At 42.1% G+C, this 17,685-nt stretch carries 11 protein-coding genes and 1 riboswitch; of the genes, 1 reads left to right on the top strand and 10 read right to left on the bottom strand.

Annotation, left to right across the window (positions count from 1 at the left end; translation table 11 throughout):
- Positions 1 to 5: 5 nt before the first annotated feature.
- Positions 6 to 1,463: a tetratricopeptide repeat protein gene (locus F1644_RS14535; RefSeq protein ID WP_118303434.1), complete on the bottom strand. Its 1,458-nt coding sequence runs from the start codon at positions 1,461 to 1,463 to the stop codon at positions 6 to 8.
- Positions 1,464 to 1,691: 228 nt separating this feature from the next.
- On the opposite strand from F1644_RS14535, the gene F1644_RS14530 reads away from it, so the two are divergent.
- Positions 1,692 to 2,885 carry a phosphoglycerate kinase gene (locus F1644_RS14530; protein WP_118303432.1) on the top strand — a complete coding sequence of 398 codons (1,194 nt, stop codon included), beginning with the start codon at positions 1,692 to 1,694 and terminating at the stop codon, positions 2,883 to 2,885.
- 65 nt (positions 2,886 to 2,950) lie between these two features.
- Here the strand turns inward: F1644_RS14530 and F1644_RS14525 are convergent, their stop codons facing one another.
- The 9 genes from F1644_RS14525 to F1644_RS14485 all read right to left on the bottom strand — a co-directional run bounded on the left by F1644_RS14525 (position 2,951) and on the right by F1644_RS14485 (position 16,758).
- A complete protein-coding gene (locus F1644_RS14525; protein ID WP_118303430.1) occupies positions 2,951 to 4,318 on the bottom strand; it encodes a TlpA family protein disulfide reductase in 1,368 nt (455 codons plus the stop codon).
- 7 nt (positions 4,319 to 4,325) lie between these two features.
- Positions 4,326 to 5,411: a thioredoxin family protein gene (locus F1644_RS14520; protein WP_118303428.1), complete on the bottom strand. Its 1,086-nt coding sequence runs from the start codon at positions 5,409 to 5,411 to the stop codon at positions 4,326 to 4,328.
- A 16-nt stretch (positions 5,412 to 5,427) separates the two neighbouring features.
- Positions 5,428 to 6,864 carry a TlpA family protein disulfide reductase gene (locus F1644_RS14515; RefSeq protein ID WP_118303426.1) on the bottom strand — a complete coding sequence of 479 codons (1,437 nt, stop codon included), beginning with the start codon at positions 6,862 to 6,864 and terminating at the stop codon, positions 5,428 to 5,430.
- A gap of 37 nt (positions 6,865 to 6,901) precedes the next feature.
- Positions 6,902 to 8,263: a TlpA family protein disulfide reductase gene (locus F1644_RS14510; protein ID WP_118303424.1), complete on the bottom strand. Its 1,362-nt coding sequence runs from the start codon at positions 8,261 to 8,263 to the stop codon at positions 6,902 to 6,904.
- A 20-nt stretch (positions 8,264 to 8,283) separates the two neighbouring features.
- Positions 8,284 to 9,450 (bottom strand): hypothetical protein, encoded by a 1,167-nt coding sequence (locus F1644_RS14505; RefSeq protein ID WP_118303422.1) that lies wholly within the window; start codon positions 9,448 to 9,450, stop codon positions 8,284 to 8,286.
- Complete coding sequence (locus F1644_RS14500; protein ID WP_118303420.1) at positions 9,447 to 11,174, bottom strand: RagB/SusD family nutrient uptake outer membrane protein; 1,728 nt, start codon at positions 11,172 to 11,174, stop codon at positions 9,447 to 9,449. Before F1644_RS14500 ends, F1644_RS14505 begins: the two co-directional genes overlap by 4 nt.
- An 11-nt stretch (positions 11,175 to 11,185) precedes the next feature.
- On the bottom strand, positions 11,186 to 14,812 hold the full coding sequence (locus F1644_RS14495) for a SusC/RagA family TonB-linked outer membrane protein (protein ID WP_229782392.1): 3,627 nt from the start codon (positions 14,810 to 14,812) through the stop codon (positions 11,186 to 11,188).
- A 142-nt stretch (positions 14,813 to 14,954) separates the two neighbouring features.
- Positions 14,955 to 16,115, bottom strand: a complete 1,161-nt coding sequence (locus F1644_RS14490; RefSeq protein ID WP_158571805.1) for a FecR family protein — start codon at positions 16,113 to 16,115, stop codon at positions 14,955 to 14,957.
- Positions 16,116 to 16,173: 58 nt separating this feature from the next.
- Positions 16,174 to 16,758, bottom strand: a complete 585-nt coding sequence (locus F1644_RS14485) for an RNA polymerase sigma-70 factor (RefSeq protein WP_229782391.1) — start codon at positions 16,756 to 16,758, stop codon at positions 16,174 to 16,176.
- Between the two features lie 464 nt (positions 16,759 to 17,222).
- A riboswitch (cobalamin riboswitch) is annotated at positions 17,223 to 17,426 on the top strand.
- Positions 17,427 to 17,685: the final 259 nt, after the last annotated feature.

Here is a 17,685-nt window from a genome sequence, read left to right as displayed (position 1 = left end):
AAATACTATTTTCTCTTTTTATACTCTCTTTCTTTTCCCCACGAAACCCAGGTATATATCAAGGCCGAAACGATCAGTCCCACGGTCACAAGTAATGCCAGCACCAACCACCAATTGGCAGACTCCTGTTTCCGGTTCATCTCTTCGATCTCCCGTAGAAATTTTTGATTCTTGTATTTTTTCAACACCTGACGATAACGCCCGTTATCATAAAAGGAATCGTACAACTCCAAAACCGAATCCCGTCGATGCAAGACGTCACAAAACGCCTGCCGATTCTCCATATCCTCGTGATATTCGCTCAGCAATTCCAACACCCGGGCCTGAGCTAATTGACTCTCCGGGGATTCTGCTTTTTTATAACTAATACCTTCCAGATACGCAACAGCCTCATCCTTTTCCCCCATCTCCCACAAACAACGCCCATACCTTAAATAATTCATGAACATCACACCGGGAACCTTCAATTGATTTTCCCGAGCATATATCTCGTAGAAGTCAATCGCACTTTTTAACGCTATCAAAGCCGAGTCCCGAAGTCCCTCCTGGATAAAAGATTCGGCAACACGAGTAAGCAACACGTTACGCATTCCACCTCGTTTTTCATTCACCAACCCGCCCCTCAATATCTCCCGAGCCTTTTCGTGATACCCCAACCCGGAATAAGCCTCGGCTACCTGAATTCCGTAACGTCCAAGCCTACTTGAATCCGGCAATTCCTTTAAAACCTCTTCATACCAAAGTAACGCCTCCTCATGCCTTCCCAACTTTTTCAGGCTTGCCGCCATCTGCTCGTAAAAAGGTTTCACCTTATCCCGGAATCTTGATCGTCGTAAAAGGCGATAGGCCTCCTCGTAACAAGCATATTGTTCTTCATATTCTTGCAAGACCCCGTATAAAGTTGCTTTCAAGCGATAAGCCTCGATCTCCCCCTCCGTATCTGAAAGTCCCCGATACAACGACAATGCCTGATCCACGGCTTTAAAAGCCCGGTCTATATCGATCGATTTAAAAAAACAAGCTCCCAAGTAATAGAATTTAGCCTCTTCCTCCCGGGTAAATACCACCTTAGAAGGCACCCGGCTGATAAAACGAATGGCCTCTTCCACACAACTATCCCGCAAAATCAAAGAACCGTAAAGCCGGGTTAATTCCAGCGCCACTAAATTCTTCACGTCCCGCGGGGCAATCCGGTAGGCCTCCCGTAAGTAAATCCGAGCCTGTTGCATCTGCTCCACCCTAGTGGAATAACAACTTCCCGCGGTCAACAATACTTTCGAACGAAAAAAATTAGGTAACCCCATAGACACCTTTACCAAAGAATCAAACGCAGGCGATAACATCACAGAGTTCTCCAACTCCCTGCACAATTCTGCTGTTTTCGCTTTCTCATTTTTCCGACAAGAAGACAACAAAAACAAAATTGTTATCCCCATGCATATTATGATTACAACTCGTCTCATTCCTGCTAATTTTGTCTTCTCTCACCAAGCTAATAGTCTATTCACTACCATGCACATTTTTATTGAAGGTAAAAATCCAAATTTTCCGTGAGTGATACAAATTTTCACCCACATTTTTTCATCCTGTACATCCACTAAATTCCTTCCTGCATATTTTTTGGTTTAAATAATTTTATCCTTACCTTTATCTTTTGATTAAGTAATTTACTCATTAAAATAACAATTGCTATGCAGACAATTGATAATTACAACTTTAAAAACAAGAAGGCGCTTATCCGCGTAGACTTCAACGTACCTTTAAATGAAAAGTTCGAGATCACGGACGACACCCGTATGCGGGCAGCCGTTCCCACGATCAAGAAAGTGTTGACGGGAGGAGGTTCCGTAATATTGATGTCTCATCTCGGACGCCCGAAAAACGGACCGGAAGACAAATTTTCATTAAAACATATCCAGAAACACCTGGAAGAACTGTTAGGTGTACCCGTGAAGTTCGCCGATGACTGCATCGGGGAAAGTGCGGTAAAAGCTGCAACAGACCTGAAACCGGGAGAAGTTCTCCTGTTGGAAAACCTTCGATTCTACAAAGAAGAAGAAAAAGGAGACGAGAATTTCGCTCAAAAACTGGCATCTTTAGCCGACGTTTGGATCAACGATGCCTTCGGGACAGCCCACCGGGCTCACGCATCCACCGCTGTTATTGCCAAATTTTTCCCGAATGACAAACTATTCGGCTACGTCATGCAAGGAGAATTGGAAAGCGTGGATAAAGTAATGCACAACCCCACCCGCCCGTTCACGGCCATCATGGGAGGCTCCAAAGTTTCATCCAAAATCGATATTATCATGAACCTCATGGACAAGGTGGATAACCTCATCTTGGGCGGTGGAATGACTTACACGTTCAAAAAAGCACTGGGCGGTCATGTCGGCAATTCCATCTGCGAGGAAGATAAACTCGACCTGGCTCTTGAAATCATGAAACTAGCCAAAGAAAAAGGTGTAAATCTTGTATTGGCAACCGACACTGTCGCTGCCGACGCTTTCGACAATAACGCCAACACCCAGATCGTTCCTTCCATGGAAATTCCCGATGGATGGGAAGGATTGGATGTAGGCCCGGAAAGTATTGCTTCCTTCACCAAGGTCATCGAGCAATCCAAAACAATCCTTTGGAATGGCCCCGTGGGAGTATTCGAAATGCCAAAATTTGCCGTGGGAACCAAAGCCATCGCTGATGCCATCGTGAAGGCCACTGCAAACGGCGCCTTCTCCTTAATCGGGGGTGGCGACTCTGTCGCCGCCATCAACCAATTCGGCTTGGCCGACAAGGTCAGCTACGTATCCACCGGAGGTGGTGCCCTGCTCGAATACATCGAGGGAAAAGAGTTACCGGGAATCACGGCTATTCGAGGAAAATAACACCCTTCATAACAATAAATATACCCTAACGATTTAAATCGTTAGGGTATATTTATTATCTAACACTAATTTCCAGACAACTCTTTTAATAACAGCTCTCCCAACACCGGATCGGAAGGCCTACGAGAAGAGGCATCCCATACTTTTCCTGCCGGGTCCAAGATAATAAAACGCGGAATCCCATGAACAGCCATTTGTTGCATCAAAGGATGTTTATATGCCCGGGAACATAACAACTGTTCTCCATCCATATCCTTTTGCTTTACAAACTTTTTCCAAGTATCAACATGTGTATCCAACGAGATCGAAACCCATACCAACGGTAAATCTTTCAACCGATCTTCCAACCTCTTGGCATAATTAATCTCAGCAACACACGGATTACACCCCGTGGACCAAAGATCAACAAACACGTATTTCCCTTTGAATTCAGATAAACAAATAGTATCTCCATGAATATTCGGGAAACTATATTTACTAAAATCAAGTCCTGACATATCCCGATACACACTTTTTTTCAATTCTTGAGCGCATACAGCCAATTCGTTTTTTCCCGCTTTGAATTTCACGATACACTTTGCTTTTTGAAGTCGTTCCTCCAAACCCTTCACGTTTCCTTGTAACAATTCTAACTTTATCGCTCGTAACAAATAAGCCTCCTTTAACACAGGATCCTCAATCACACTCGCCATATCATTTAAGTAAGTTACACGAGAACCTATCTTAATTTTTTCATTTCGTACCTGGGCGTACAACCACTCTTGAAACAAAGCAAACCAATCCCCGGTAAACGTCAATTCTCTGACCCATTTCACGTTCAACACGGGATCACTGTAATCAGGAGCCACATCGGGAGGATTAAAAACTTTCCCGAAAGCCTTCGAACGCAGTATCATCATATACAGATTTTCCAGTAACTGGAATTGCATATATCCCTTGACTATCTGTTGATCCTTCATTGATAAACCAGAAGTTTCAATCACTTTTTCCCGCTCTTGATACCCACGATACAACGCTTCGGCATAAGGTTTTGTAAACGTTTTTATCCCGTCTGTTTTCGGCTTAAACTCTTCCGCTAACACTCGTCGTAATAAATTATTTACCCCAGCATAAGAGCCTTGAAATTTCTCATCTTGAGTCAAATCAAGATTAATCTTCGCTCCCGGAGCTACAAACAAATTACCTGAAAAAACTTGCCGGCCGATACTTATCGATAAAAACATAGGTTCCTTGACAGGAAAGGTAATACTATATTCTCCGCTGACATCAGCCTCCACCAACCGCTGTGTCATCCCAACTTGCCGTTCAACAAGAAGGTGCATGGGTTTTCCAGACGCTACTCGTCCTGTTATCGTCACAACCGTATCCTGTTTTTGAGCTATTGCACAAAAGGACAAAACCAAAATAAGTAAGATTAAAAATACCTTTTTCATGTCTCCCTCAATTTAATTTAGAACGATATTTCGCAAAAAACTCTTTCGTAATATTCTTCATCTTATCATTATCCAATGCATTTATCACTCTTTCTTCCAAAGCGACATAACGCACGATCTGTTCTTCACTTCCTTTTTCTATGATAAAATCGAGGAAAGGAGCTTTCCACAAAAAAGCATGCGGCAAATTCTGCACATCTTTTTCTAACAGACAAAGCATATCGTCTATATTCTGGCTATTCTGAGCTTTCACAAAGTGAAGAGATAAAAGGATGCCTTCCTTACCGATAAAATCAACCGTCTCTAACTGCTTACTCAAAAAAGCAAACAGATCATCCACCTGAGCATTGGATTTCAATCCCGTAAGTAAACCATAATAATTATCATACAATCTTTTATCCACCACCTTCTTACCGATTTGCTTATCGAAATCTGCTTTATGAGCTAGTACATAAGCAAATCGCTCGTCTTGAGGACCAACTTCATCTTGATCATACAGATACCAATTCTTCGGTAAACATTTTTCTTGATCGGAAAGTCGTTTGAACTCTTCCCCTGTTAATGCCTTCACCTCATCCCAGTCTCCAGCGTCCTCCAAACTTTTACGATACAAAGTACGTTGTTCCGCACCTAATTTCCCCTCTTTATAGAGTTTTTCCAGATAATAACGAGAAGTCCTTTCTTCAGCTCCCCGTTTGACACACTCCATGAAGTTTTCTGTTTTCCGGGAACCCACGATCCGGTGTTGCACGGTTCCATCGGGACGAATCATCAGGAATGTCGGGTAAGATCTAACATGAAAACGCCCGTTTAAATATCTCCCTTCCCCTTGCTCCATATCATATTTCACATTCACGAAATGCTCGTTGAAAAACTCACCCACCTCCGGAAGAACAAAGACATTATTCAGCATATATTTACAGGGGCCACACCAACTGGTGTAGCAATCCACAAAAACAAGTTTATTTTCAGCCTTTGCTTTATTTAGTGCTTCCTGAAAAGTTAACTCTTGAAATTGGACTCCCTGTTCTTGGGCTTCAAGCCGTGAGAGGCTACATACTATCAAACACAATATCAGAATTTTTCTCATCATAACTCTATTTCTTAAATTATTTTTCTAATTCCGCATCCAGTAATGCCTTTAACCTTGGATCAGAAGGACGAGGAGAATCAATCGTAACCACCTTTCCTTGGCGATCAAACACCATAAAACGAGGAATCCCCTTAATTTTATAATCTTTGACGATCTGGCTCCAACCACTGGCAAACAATTGTATGCCTTCCAGTCCCTCTTTATCCAACACATCCAACCAAGCCTGATGATCTTTCTTTTCATCCACGGACACCCCTATAAAAACAACATCTTTGCCCCGCATCTCTTCTTCCAGCTTAATTAAATACGGTATCTCTTTCCGACAAGGACCACACCAAGTTGCCCAAACATCCACCACGACCACTTTCCCCTTGAAATCCGAAAGAGAAACCAATTTCCCGTTCCGATCCGGATAAGTAAAATCCGCTGCTTTTGCTCCCTTATTCCCCACGTACAATTTAGCACTCAGCTCATCCATCCTCCGATGATGACTTTCTGTTGTCAAATACTTAGAAAAATAAGTTACGATCTCATCATATTTCTCGTACGTTTTCGCCCACCCGGCATGCCTTAACACGATCTCCGCCTTCAGTAGATCACACGGAACCCATTCCAATTGATCAACAATGGTTTGCTTCCGGTTAAGCTTTTGCAACGCAAGATTCGTGTAGCTCATCAAATAATCTACCCCGTAAGGCTGCCGCAACAAGCTGCTGTCGTTCAATTTATCTTTCGACACTAACGTGGAATAATAATCAGGATAATCCCCCGGCTCGGGACGACATCCTCTCATCACAGCCCGATCCACCTTGACAGCCGACAATATCCTCAATGCAAAATACTCCACGTCATACTCCACGGTTTGCCTCAGCAACTCTTCAAAAAACGGATTCTCAGAACGAATCTCCCTCTTAAACGCCCCTGCTTTCGGCAAAAAATCCATGTAATACGGGAATAACTCTTTATACGTGAAAAAGATAAAATCCTTATGATCCACCCTCCGACGCACTGGTTCAAATATGCTCTCCCACCGGGCTAGCAATAAATTCTCAGGAGTATTACGATTCGTTATAACCAACGTATCTTCCAATATATTCACCTCTGCCCAGTCTCCTGCCTCCAAATAAACTCGGATTCGTTCACTCGTTTTTTCACCCCCAACCGTGTAGAATCCGGGACGAGCAGGCTCTATCGCAAACCCGTACCACCCGTTCTTCCCCACCCGGGTTTTACTAATCAACGTCTCGGCCCCATCCACCACTTCATACAACCCAACCTCGTCCATTTTTTCCCGATGCACCTGTCCCTTTACTTCGGCAAAGGCGTCCAATGACAGTTTAGCCAACTCATTATCATGTTCATGGAACTTATTCCCACTACCACAAGCGGCAAAAAGCAACGCAATACAAAGAACAAAGATCTCCTTGATTACAATAAAAACATTCAATTTCATATTGTTACATTTTTCTCATCCATGTTCATTAAAAGCATTACTTGCCTAACGCTCCCTCCAACATCTTTTTCAAAGCTGGATTCGAAGGACGAGGAGCATCAAAAGAAACCACGTTCCCCTTCCGGTCGATCACGATAAAACGCGGGATCCCGTTAATCTTGTAATCCTTTGTAATTTTACTCCAACCACTAGCAAAAACTTGAATACTCCCTAACTTCTCCTGCTCTATAAAATCTAACCATTTTTGTTTATTTCTAGCCTCATCCACGGACACTCCCAAGAAAACGACATCCATACCCTTCATCTCCTCCTCCAACTTTTTCAAATACGGGATCTCTCCCCGGCAAGGAGCGCACCAAGTTGCCCAGACATCAATCAACACCACCTTACCCTTAAAATCAGAAAGTGACACTTGTTTACCGTTCACATCCGGATAAGTAAAATCAGCAGCGACACCACCTGCACGGGTCTTGTACAACTTAGTTCCCACCGCTTCCGCTCGGGCTTTTAAAGAGGGAGATAACCAATATTTCTCGAACTTCTTCATCCCATCCAAATACTCCTCGTACGTGCGATACTCAGAGAAAAAACGACTTACAACAAACTCTCCTCTCAGCCGATCACTTGGGATCGCCTCCAAACAAGTCTGCTCGTACAGGGCCTTATCCGCCGGATTTACATCCTTCTCGTTCACGGCAAAAATAGAGTACAATCTCAGCATCGTAATTCCATTCGGAAAATCCAACACTCGTTCATCCGCAAATTTCTTCGAATTAATAATCTGCTTGTAATACTCAGGTCGATCAGACACCTTCGGATGTTTCGATCGAGGGGTTTGTAAAAAAACAACAGCATAATAATCCGTGGCATAATCAATCCACTCTCTCAGCAATGCATCGAACTCCTTGTTACCACTCTTCAAACCAGCCTTCAACTCCGACAACCCGGCAACAAACTTTTCAAAATCAGGAAAAAAATCCTCATACGTGCTAAATACTCTATCAAAAAACACACTCTTCAGCCATACATGATAAGCATATTCCACCCATTTATACAATTGCACGTTCTCCCTCGTGTTCTTGCCTATCAAGTTAGCCTTGTTTTCCTGTAACTCGATATTTATTTCTTCCCCCCCTTTCACGTACACGGGGAAATTCATCCGCTCATCCTCCCCTATCACGTAAAACCCGGGTTTCTCGGGCTTAACCAGAAAACCGAAACTACCATCCGCCTCCACCCGACTTACCGCACACACCACCGGAGTCCCATCCACGGTCTTAAATAATTTAACCTGTGACAACCATTGATCCTTCACTTTTCCTTTAATTGCCGTGAAATCCTGAGCACACACTGCTACAACACAGCAAACTGCCGTGATCAATAATAATACCTTTTTCATACAATAAATGATTTATCTTTTTATTTTATATCCGCTCTAATTCGTTCCAAATCAAAACCTGCCCCTTTAAGCACATACTCCATCAATGTATAACGCGCTTGCACGTAAGGATAAGCTTCATATTTCTTCATAAACTCCTCCTTATCGTAATCCAGAACGGCATCCAGATAAGCAGCAAAATCATTTTCTGCTGTCGGGACATTATAATAAGTTTTTCCATCGGATTTATATGTAGCCAATGCCAATAATCCAAAATTCTCCGGACAATTTTGCTCCACGTAAGCTTTATACTCGTCATAACTGTCCAACTGTTTATCCATAGCCGCAATCACATTATTAGCAAGGTTTACCTCGCTCTCCCATTTTTTTCGTTCTGTTTCCGTTAAATCATCTCTTTCCAGTTGAGCTAAGGCCTCTTCCTTTTTTCCCATGTAAAGAACTTTCATATCATAATAGGATTGCATATTATTTACTTTCAACAACCGATCCGCATAAGAAGGCACGAACGTTTCATAATTTACCCCCCAACATTCTTTTATTATAGCCGGTGAAGCCGATGTATTTTCGAATGCCTTAGTTACAACAGATTGAAAACTGGACAAAGAATCTTGCAAAGCACCATAACAAATTTCATGTAAAAATGCCCGTTGGAAGAGAGAATCCGGATTTGATTGCTCGTATCCATTCAAAGCGAAACCTAAAACCCCAAACCCGCGATAAACATACATGGGCTTCGTTCCCTTTTCCATATCCTGCACGATCAAGATTGCCGGGATAAATACGTCAACCCCATCAATCCAAGCCAGTAACTTCTCGTTCAGCAACTTCAATAGCGGCATCATTGCAGCCTTACTTTCCGGGTTAGTAACATCAACCTTATTAAACGTGATCTTAGTCTGGATATTGGCAATTTCTGTCATATCGTAATCCAAACGAAGCACTTCATAATAAAACTTCGGATCTCCGTTTTCATCTTTCCATCCCCGATCCTCCATCCCGATCGTATCCTTGTAAAAAACTGCAAGATCATATTTCTCATATAGGCGATAAATCATATCATCCACTTCGTCCATATTTTCCGTAGGAGTAATAACATACCAGTTTTTCACTTCCATCGGAGTCAACGTTTCCTCCTCGGAACATGCTATAAATACTCCTATTAACAAAATATAAATTAATTTTCTCATAGCGTTTCCTCCTCTTCTTTTTCAATTACAAAATTTGCCGTAACTCCGCCTCTCACAGGGTTTTTCATATTACCATCGCAAAATTCGATGACACTTTGCGGGATAGGGATCATCCATGAACCAAAACTATTATCATTATATTCTTCCAACGTTGTCTCTCCCACCTTCTCGGCTATTACGCTCCCACCCGCATCCGTTGCAATTTGATAACATACATGTTCTATGGCTCGTTTACATGGATAAGTATTATTCACAGCATAACGACGAAGATCAAACCAGCGATGTCCCTCATAACATAACTCTTTCCGCCGTTCTAATCGTACAAAATCAACAAGTTCCTTTCCTCCAGAAGGAATCGTTGGCATCTTTTTATAACGATATTGCATCAAACTCCTTAACGTATTTACAGCTTCCGATTGTCCCAAACAAGCCTGTGCCTCGGCCTTATTCAAAAGGATCTCGGGATATCGTAACCACCCTCCAGTTGATGCGGGGGTTCCGGTATTTGCATAAACAACCGTATCCATACTTACCGGATCATACTCGGAAATAGATATTTCTGACTTATACTTTCGGGGAACCAAATTCTTCGCATAACGCGTCCGACTGAAGAAACGGTTTAAACGATAGTCATTCTCATCAAACAATCCCTCGAATTCGGGTGAACAAGCATACGACCAGCCGTTCTGTTTCACCGTACGAGTCGTTATCATAATGATTTCACCAGTGGCTAATAAATGATCTATATCTATTCGACTAGATACCTCTAACTCTGCATCGTCCCCAAAAATCCAATACGCCTCGTGTGGCCCATGGGAAAATATCGTTTCCACGGATTCCAAAGTTGCAAAAGATTCGGTGACAGGCAAAGAACTCAAACTCTTCACCCCGTATCCCTCTATCTTATTCGCAACCTCGATACAATCTTCATATCTTTCCATGTAAAGATAAACCCGACTCAACAAAGCGTAACAAGCATCAATACTTCCATGCTGGGCATTTTTCCTAGGTGAAGACAACAACTTAAAAAACTCGATTGCTTTTTTCAAATCTGACTCGATAGACGCGTAAACCTCACCTACCGTATTTCGTGAATAATAAATATCGATCACTTCTTCCGACAATTTTAAAGGAACACCCCAAGTAGCATTCGGATTACTCTTATCGTATGGAGCCCCGTATATATTTGTCAACATAAAATAATACCAAGCTCTCAAAAAATAAGTCTCTCCCCCCACTTGATTCAACGTCTCCTCCTCGCCGGACTTATGCTTTGCCCGTTGTTCCGGTATGGCTGAAATGATCGAGTTCAAAACAGCGATGCGTTTATAAAAATCCGCCCATATATAATCTTGTACAGCTATCCCCGTCAAACCGATAGCGGGATCATCCGCCCACCGGTAATATCCTGCCACCATTTGCCACGATCTTGTTTTATATTCCTTTGCAATCGGAGCTGGTGCTTCTTTTATATCATCATCCATCAAATGGATACACGTCATAAAATCTTTATTCTGTGTCTTATTTCCAAATGTAGCCAGTACCGCTCCCGGACAAATCGTCATGGCAGGATCTTGGTAACCACTTCCCAACAACAACTCCTCCAAATCCGAAGCGGTTTCAATATAAGCCAAGTTTTGTGAATACTCGTTCAAAAAATCTTTACATGAGGTAGATAATCCACAAAATAAAACTACAAACCATAATATACTATATTTTTTCATCGTATACCGTTTTAAAAAACAACATTCAAATTAAGCGAATACTTCGGACGGACAGATATATTGACCACGCTGGAAGTTCCAGATTGTTCCGGTGATTGTCCCTTCAGGTCCTTACTGCACCAAGTAAACAAATTCGAACCGGACAAGGATAAATAACCGGAAGAAAAACCTAACTTCTTAGCCAACGCCCTTGGGAACAAATAACGTAAGGACAAAGATTGCAAACGCAAATAATTCCCGCTCGCGACCCTCAAGTCTGAATCATCATACATGGAATATATCGTGGCACTGCCACTTGGCTCCCATTCAACTTTATATTTATTAGCATTCCACCATCCTTTATCCTGACCACCTTCTATATCCAGAGCCGGAATATCGGTTATTTTTTCATCTCCCGGATTTCTCCAACGATTCATAAACTCCCGGCGCAAATTTTGCATCGGTTTGGGAGACACCGCACTATATTCTCCGGAAGCAATTCGTAACAATCTAATTTTATTACCGATGCTATAAGAAAAATTAACCGTTAAACTAAAACTTCGGTAACCAAAATAATTATTAAAACCACCCTGAAGAACAGGAACCCGAGTTCCGGACTCATCTAGCACGGCCAACCACACATCCTTCTTAGATAAATTCTTGTACTTTTCATGTAATTCCTCCGCCCGATCTGCCTCCAAATCCTTAAATGTCGGTTTCCCTTGATTATCCAACCCGGCATACTTGAATGAAAAGAAAGTGTTCAGCGGGGTTCCGGATAATTGAACAGAACCATTCAAAAATTGCGACAAAGTCAATTCATCTTGTAACGTTTTATCTTTCTGTTTGATACGATCGTTTAACAACTTATTCAATGTCTGCCCGATCTGTGGATCAAAACGCCAGACAAAACCTCTTTTCCCATTAGCCGAGACAGCACGGTTAATCGGATTAAAGTTCAAAGACAACTCTATACCTTTGTTTTCAACATTACCGGAATTCACGACATAAGTTGTCACCCCATTCACGTCACACACGGTCTTGGACAAAAAGGCATCCACGGTCTTTTTATAATAACCGGAAATAGAACCCTGAATTTTATCTTTAAGGAAACTGAAATCTATCCCGGCATTAAAAGAATACGTCTTTTCCCATTTTAAATCAGGATTAGGAAACTTCTCCACAGTTGAAATATATCCTCCTTTTGAAGAATCATACCCGCCTTTATTGATAATTAATTGAGTCGGTTGATTATTTTGCATATTCCCCTGAATACCATAAGACACGCGTAAAGCCAGATTATTAATCCAACTCACATTCTTCACGACATCATTCGTCATATTCCAACGACCGGAAAAAGACCACACCGGAAAAAGTTTTTCGTTACTACGACTCCCGAATGCATTAGACCAATCTGCACGGGAATTCACGTTAAAAATATACCGATCCTTATAACTATACGTCAACGTAAGATAAAACGATGTTGTATTCGTCAAAGATTTACTATATTTCGGATAATTCCGAATCACCCAATCAAAATATTTCGGATACTTGGAATAATCCTCCCCTTTTAACGCGGCGAAAGTCATTCCCCGATCTTTCAGATACCCCCGCTCCGTGTTTGCCGTAGTATTATATTTAGAAGATGACAATTCCCAACCGATAGAAGCATTCGTAAAATGGTCCTTATTTTTATCCCAAAACTTGCTATAATCCGCTTGTACCCGGAATGTATAAGAACTACTACGATTTGAATTTGTTTTCAACTCCCCACCAAAAGGACATTCACTCCTAGTCATGGACGAATTCGCATCTTTCAATTTAAGGATATAATTCGAGTTCTCGCCATACCACGTTTCATCATCGGAAGTTCCCATGGAATAAGAAGCCGTACCTATTAACTTGAATGCATCTGTAAAACGATACTGGACTTGTGCATTCGCACTCGCATTCCTCTGATTAATTGTATAATCAGACTCCTCCATTTCCCGAATGATATTAAATGGATAATTCCCCTTTTTATACGTGTACAACTCCCCGTCCTCACCGTAGAGAGGAATCGCCCGGGTCATATTATAAGCATAATTCATAATACCTAAATCACTAGGATTATAGGTTTTATCCTGAACATTACCGGAAACGCCGAATTGCATTTGCAATCTCTTATGTTGTACAGTTACTCGTACACTTGCCGTGTAACGCTCATTCTTCTCCCCTTTAATATTCCCCTCTTCATTTGCATATCCAAAAGAAGCATAATATTTAGCGCTCTCATTTCCTCCACTGATACTCAATGAGTGATTATGCGAGAACACATCCCGACACAAAAGATCAAGCCAGTCGGTATTCAACGTCTCGTAATAAGCGGAACGCTCTTTAAAATCATTGAAACTAATAGAACCATATTTAAAATAATCCAGATATGCCTTCTCGTACCCAATCCAATCCGTAAAACTATTGTAAACACCAGTATAACGAACTCCTCGTTCCATCAATTCCCGGGAAACATCTACTCTTTCCTTGGAATTCATCAAATTCACCCCTCTATCCGAATACCGAGGACGAGTAGAAAACGTACCTGTCAACGAATATGATAATTTCGGGGGACCCACCTTCCCTTTTTTCGTGGTGATAACGATAACTCCATTGGCAGCCCGCACCCCATACAATGCTGTGGCAGCCGCATCCTTCAACACGTCAATCTGCTCCACGTCATCCGGATTCAACCCGGCAATAGCGTTCCCCAACAAATTCACGAAATCCAAATCATTCAACTGTTGGGGATCAATATTCACCGGATCTTGCTGAATAATTCCATCCACTACCCACAACGGTTCCTGATTACCCAAAATAGAAGAAGTTCCCCGTATTCTCAATTTCGGAGTAGCTCCCACCTGACCGCTATTCTGCATAAAAGTCATACCGGGAATACGTCCTTCCAGCATCTGGTCGATACGATTTACGCCCGGGACATCAATATCACTCATTTTAACAGTCGTAACAGCTGCAGTCAAATGTCGCCGATCAATTTGCTGATAACCGGTCACCACAACATCCTCCAACTCGTTCATTTTCTCTCTCAACACCACTCTCAAGCTATCCGTCTTCTCCGTAAAATTCATTTTCTGAGTCTCGTAACCCACGAAAGAGAACTCCAATGCACCCTTGACCACGGGCAATGTCAATACAAAACGCCCCTGATAATCCGTCGCCGTCCCTAAAGCCACAGAAGATTCCGAACATAATTTTACGGTTACACCCGGTAAAACATCACCCGAGTTCTCATCAATAACTATTCCGACTATTCTCTTGCCTTTTTTTACATCCTCTTTCTTATCCTCCTGTTGAATCACGATCAGATCTCCCCGGAACTTGTACGTCAATCCCGTTCCTTTCAGAATCTGTTGCAGCACGTTTTCCACCGTCTCGTTCTTCACGTTCACGGACAACTGCCCCAAACGATCCGTCAACTCCGTGTTAAAAACAAAATACAGATTCGTTTGCCTCTGAATCTCGTCAAACAAAGCCCGTACCGCCACGTCTTTCAGATTCAGACTGACTCTTTCCTGCTGGGCAAGCGTGTTAGCCGAAACAGAAAAGGTGAACAAACACATTAAAATCCAGAAAAGTTTCATCACTTTTTCAATTTTTTCTCTCATGCCCCGTGGCAATCGAAAACATAATCGTTTTTTTTTCATACATTTGTGGTAATAAATTCAACATTCAATAAACCCTCTCGGTTCCAATGCGAGGTTTATTGTTTTTTTGAAATAAAGACGGAGGGTTTGCCGACCTTCCGTTTTATCTTGATACACATACGGTTCTATCGTTTATCGTAAACACGACCCCCGTAGCATCCGTTATTGCGTGCAAAATATCTTCAATCTGTTCATAACGTTTCATATGTCCCGAAAAATGCAACTGCTTGGCACTCTCCGACTGGAAAAACACCTCCATGTCATACCATAAAGAAAGAGTATTCATGATATTTTCCAATGTTTCCCGCTCAAACACGAAAATTCCTTTTCGCCAAAGAGTATATAAATCGGGATCAACTGTTTCAATTTTCATATCACGGGAATTCCGGTCATAAAATGCAAGCTCGTTCGGTTTCAACACGTACTCCCGGTCCAAATCCTGACCTCGAATCCCTACTTTTCCTTCCACCAGCACAGTACGAACCCCATCAGCACCAAGCGTATTCACATTGAACGAAGTCCCGTACACCCGTACTTGTACATCATCCGTAACCACGATAAACGGATGTTCCACATCTTTTGCGACCTCGAAATAAGCCTCTCCTTTCAAGTACACCCGTCGTTCCGGCCCGGTAAAAGCCACCGGATACCTTAAATCCGTCGCTGAATTCAAATACACCCGTGTCCCATCTGCTAATTGTAACTTAAACTCACCACCCTTGGGAATCCTCAACACATTCGTATCCACATACTCTGACACAACCGAATCCGAATACACCAGCATTCCGGAACTTTGTTGAACGTCAACGCCCCTACCCGCCTCTATCATTTTATCCTTTTCCTTCTCCAGTATCACTTTACCTCCACCAACAACCTCCAAAACAGGACTCACCTCCCGTTTCACGATTTTCGTATTTTGAGCCACCGGTATTGATTGCTCACCTCCACGAGGATACAACAGCCATACCCCAGCAACAAGTAAAGGTAATGCAATTACAGCTACATACTTGATCCATGTAGTCATCCGTCGTTGTCGCCCAAGCCCGTTTTTCACACGGAAAGTCTCCCAAGCCCGAGTCGTATCCACCTCACGAAATATCCCGTATTCCTCCGCGAAACGAGTATCTTTCCGCAATCTCTCGAACAACTGCTTATGCTCTTCCTTCTCCTTCATCCAACTATCCAACAAACGCTGTTCGTCCGGCATGATCGTTCCAGAGAAATATTTTTGAAGCAAATGACCTATTTCATTTTTATAGTCCATATCTATGATCATATTTTACTCCTAATACGACCACGAAAACAAAAAGAGGGTATCCGATTTAAAAAAATTTACCGACTAATAACAAAAAATGTGCATCACCCAAGCGCTTTCTTAAATATTGCATGGCATTTTTCTTGTAGGATTTCACGGTAAGTACTGATAAAGCAAGCAATTGAGCGATCTCCTCGTTCTTCTTCCCTTCCAAGTGTAATTCAAACACCGCACGACTTCGCTCCGGCAATTCCTGCACCACGAGATGCAACTCCCGGTACATCTCCTCTTCTGCCATATCCAGCTCATCCCATTCATGCTCCTCTTTCATGACCGCCGCAGCATATCGGTCTTCTACAACTTGATGTTTTAAATAATCCATGCATCTATTCGCCACAGCATTATAAAGAAAAGCCCTGAAACCGACATACGAGTTAAACTCCTTATCTCCCTCCCACACATTCACGAAAACCTCCTGCACAATATCCTCCGCCACATCCCGTCGCTGCACTCGCCTCATGGCATACACAACGAGATAATTAAAAAAACGTAGAAACAACTCATGAAAAGCTTTTTCCTGTTTTTCGTTTATTTGACGGATAAATATACTATTCAAATCATCCATTGACACCAAATAAAATTCTGCATCCAAGCATCACAAATATACGACTTTTTTCAAAATCTCTCCTTTTATTCCTTTTTTCAATAGATTGTTTTAGACCCCATTTAAATTTTGTTGAACAAAATCTCGTTGTTGCTTGATTACCTCTAGGTCATACCAATATTCCTTCGATGTTCCTTCGGTGTTCCAATATGCCTCCAGCTCGATTCGTGCCACGTTCAAATGTATTTCCTCCGGCGATCACTCGCAAGTGACACGGAGAAAGCACGGAGAAAGCACGGAGAAAGCACGGAGAAAACTATACCAAACAATAGTGTAACAACGTACCACGGGAGTAGTAAAACACTTGTTGGTGGATAACTATCTTGTATTGGATAACCTGTCTCTTGAACAACCAACACTCAATATTTTTATTTTATCAATGCGAAATTTAAACAAGCTCTCAATATCCATTAAAAAATTACAGAAAAAAAGTAGGAATACAATTATATTTATATACCTTTGTGACGTCATGGTGATCTCTTCCCCCTGCAAGGGAAAAGATTGAATAGGGAATCCGGTGAAAATCCGGGACTGTGCCCTCAGCTGTAAGTTCTTAAAAAGGTTTTCGCATTCTAATGGTCACTTTTTCAACAAGAAAAGGGAAGGCCGCGAATTCCGGAACAAGTCAGAAGACCTGCCTGACAAAATATAAATCCGTTACTCTGGGGATTTGGGGTAAAGGAGATGTGCGAAGTTATTCATAAAAATAAAATTGTGTTGACGTCCCCCGGGATGGAACATTATGAACAAAGGAGCATTACAGCGTGAGTATATTTATACTGACGTAATTAATTCTTTTTCAACGAGAAAAAGAAAATGTTTCTCTATGATGGCAACGAGAGACAGCGAATGTTACCCCTTCAACGGCAAACATACGCCTCGATCCTCTGTATCCTTTCCCTTCTCACTTTCTTC

The organism is Butyricimonas paravirosa (assembly GCF_032878955.1).
GTDB classification, from domain to species: domain Bacteria; phylum Bacteroidota; class Bacteroidia; order Bacteroidales; family Marinifilaceae; genus Butyricimonas; species Butyricimonas paravirosa.
Note: the sequence above shows the minus strand (reverse complement) of the source record. Positions and strands in the feature narration are given on the sequence as shown.

What these genes read in the sequence shown, in the direction of transcription:
- F1644_RS14535 (WP_118303434.1), bottom strand. Translation starts at nt 1,463, where the DNA reads ATGAGACGAGTTGTAATCATAATATGCATGGGGATAACAATTTTGTTT.
- F1644_RS14530 (WP_118303432.1), top strand. Translation starts at nt 1,692, where the DNA reads ATGCAGACAATTGATAATTACAACTTTAAAAACAAGAAGGCGCTTATC.
- F1644_RS14525 (WP_118303430.1), bottom strand. Translation starts at nt 4,318, where the DNA reads ATGAAAAAGGTATTTTTAATCTTACTTATTTTGGTTTTGTCCTTTTGT.
- F1644_RS14520 (WP_118303428.1), bottom strand. Translation starts at nt 5,411, where the DNA reads ATGATGAGAAAAATTCTGATATTGTGTTTGATAGTATGTAGCCTCTCA.
- F1644_RS14515 (WP_118303426.1), bottom strand. Translation starts at nt 6,864, where the DNA reads ATGAAATTGAATGTTTTTATTGTAATCAAGGAGATCTTTGTTCTTTGT.
- F1644_RS14510 (WP_118303424.1), bottom strand. Translation starts at nt 8,263, where the DNA reads ATGAAAAAGGTATTATTATTGATCACGGCAGTTTGCTGTGTTGTAGCA.
- F1644_RS14505 (WP_118303422.1), bottom strand. Translation starts at nt 9,450, where the DNA reads ATGAGAAAATTAATTTATATTTTGTTAATAGGAGTATTTATAGCATGT.
- F1644_RS14500 (WP_118303420.1), bottom strand. Translation starts at nt 11,174, where the DNA reads ATGAAAAAATATAGTATATTATGGTTTGTAGTTTTATTTTGTGGATTA.
- F1644_RS14495 (WP_229782392.1), bottom strand. Translation starts at nt 14,812, where the DNA reads ATGAGAGAAAAAATTGAAAAAGTGATGAAACTTTTCTGGATTTTAATG.
- F1644_RS14490 (WP_158571805.1), bottom strand. Translation starts at nt 16,115, where the DNA reads ATGGACTATAAAAATGAAATAGGTCATTTGCTTCAAAAATATTTCTCT.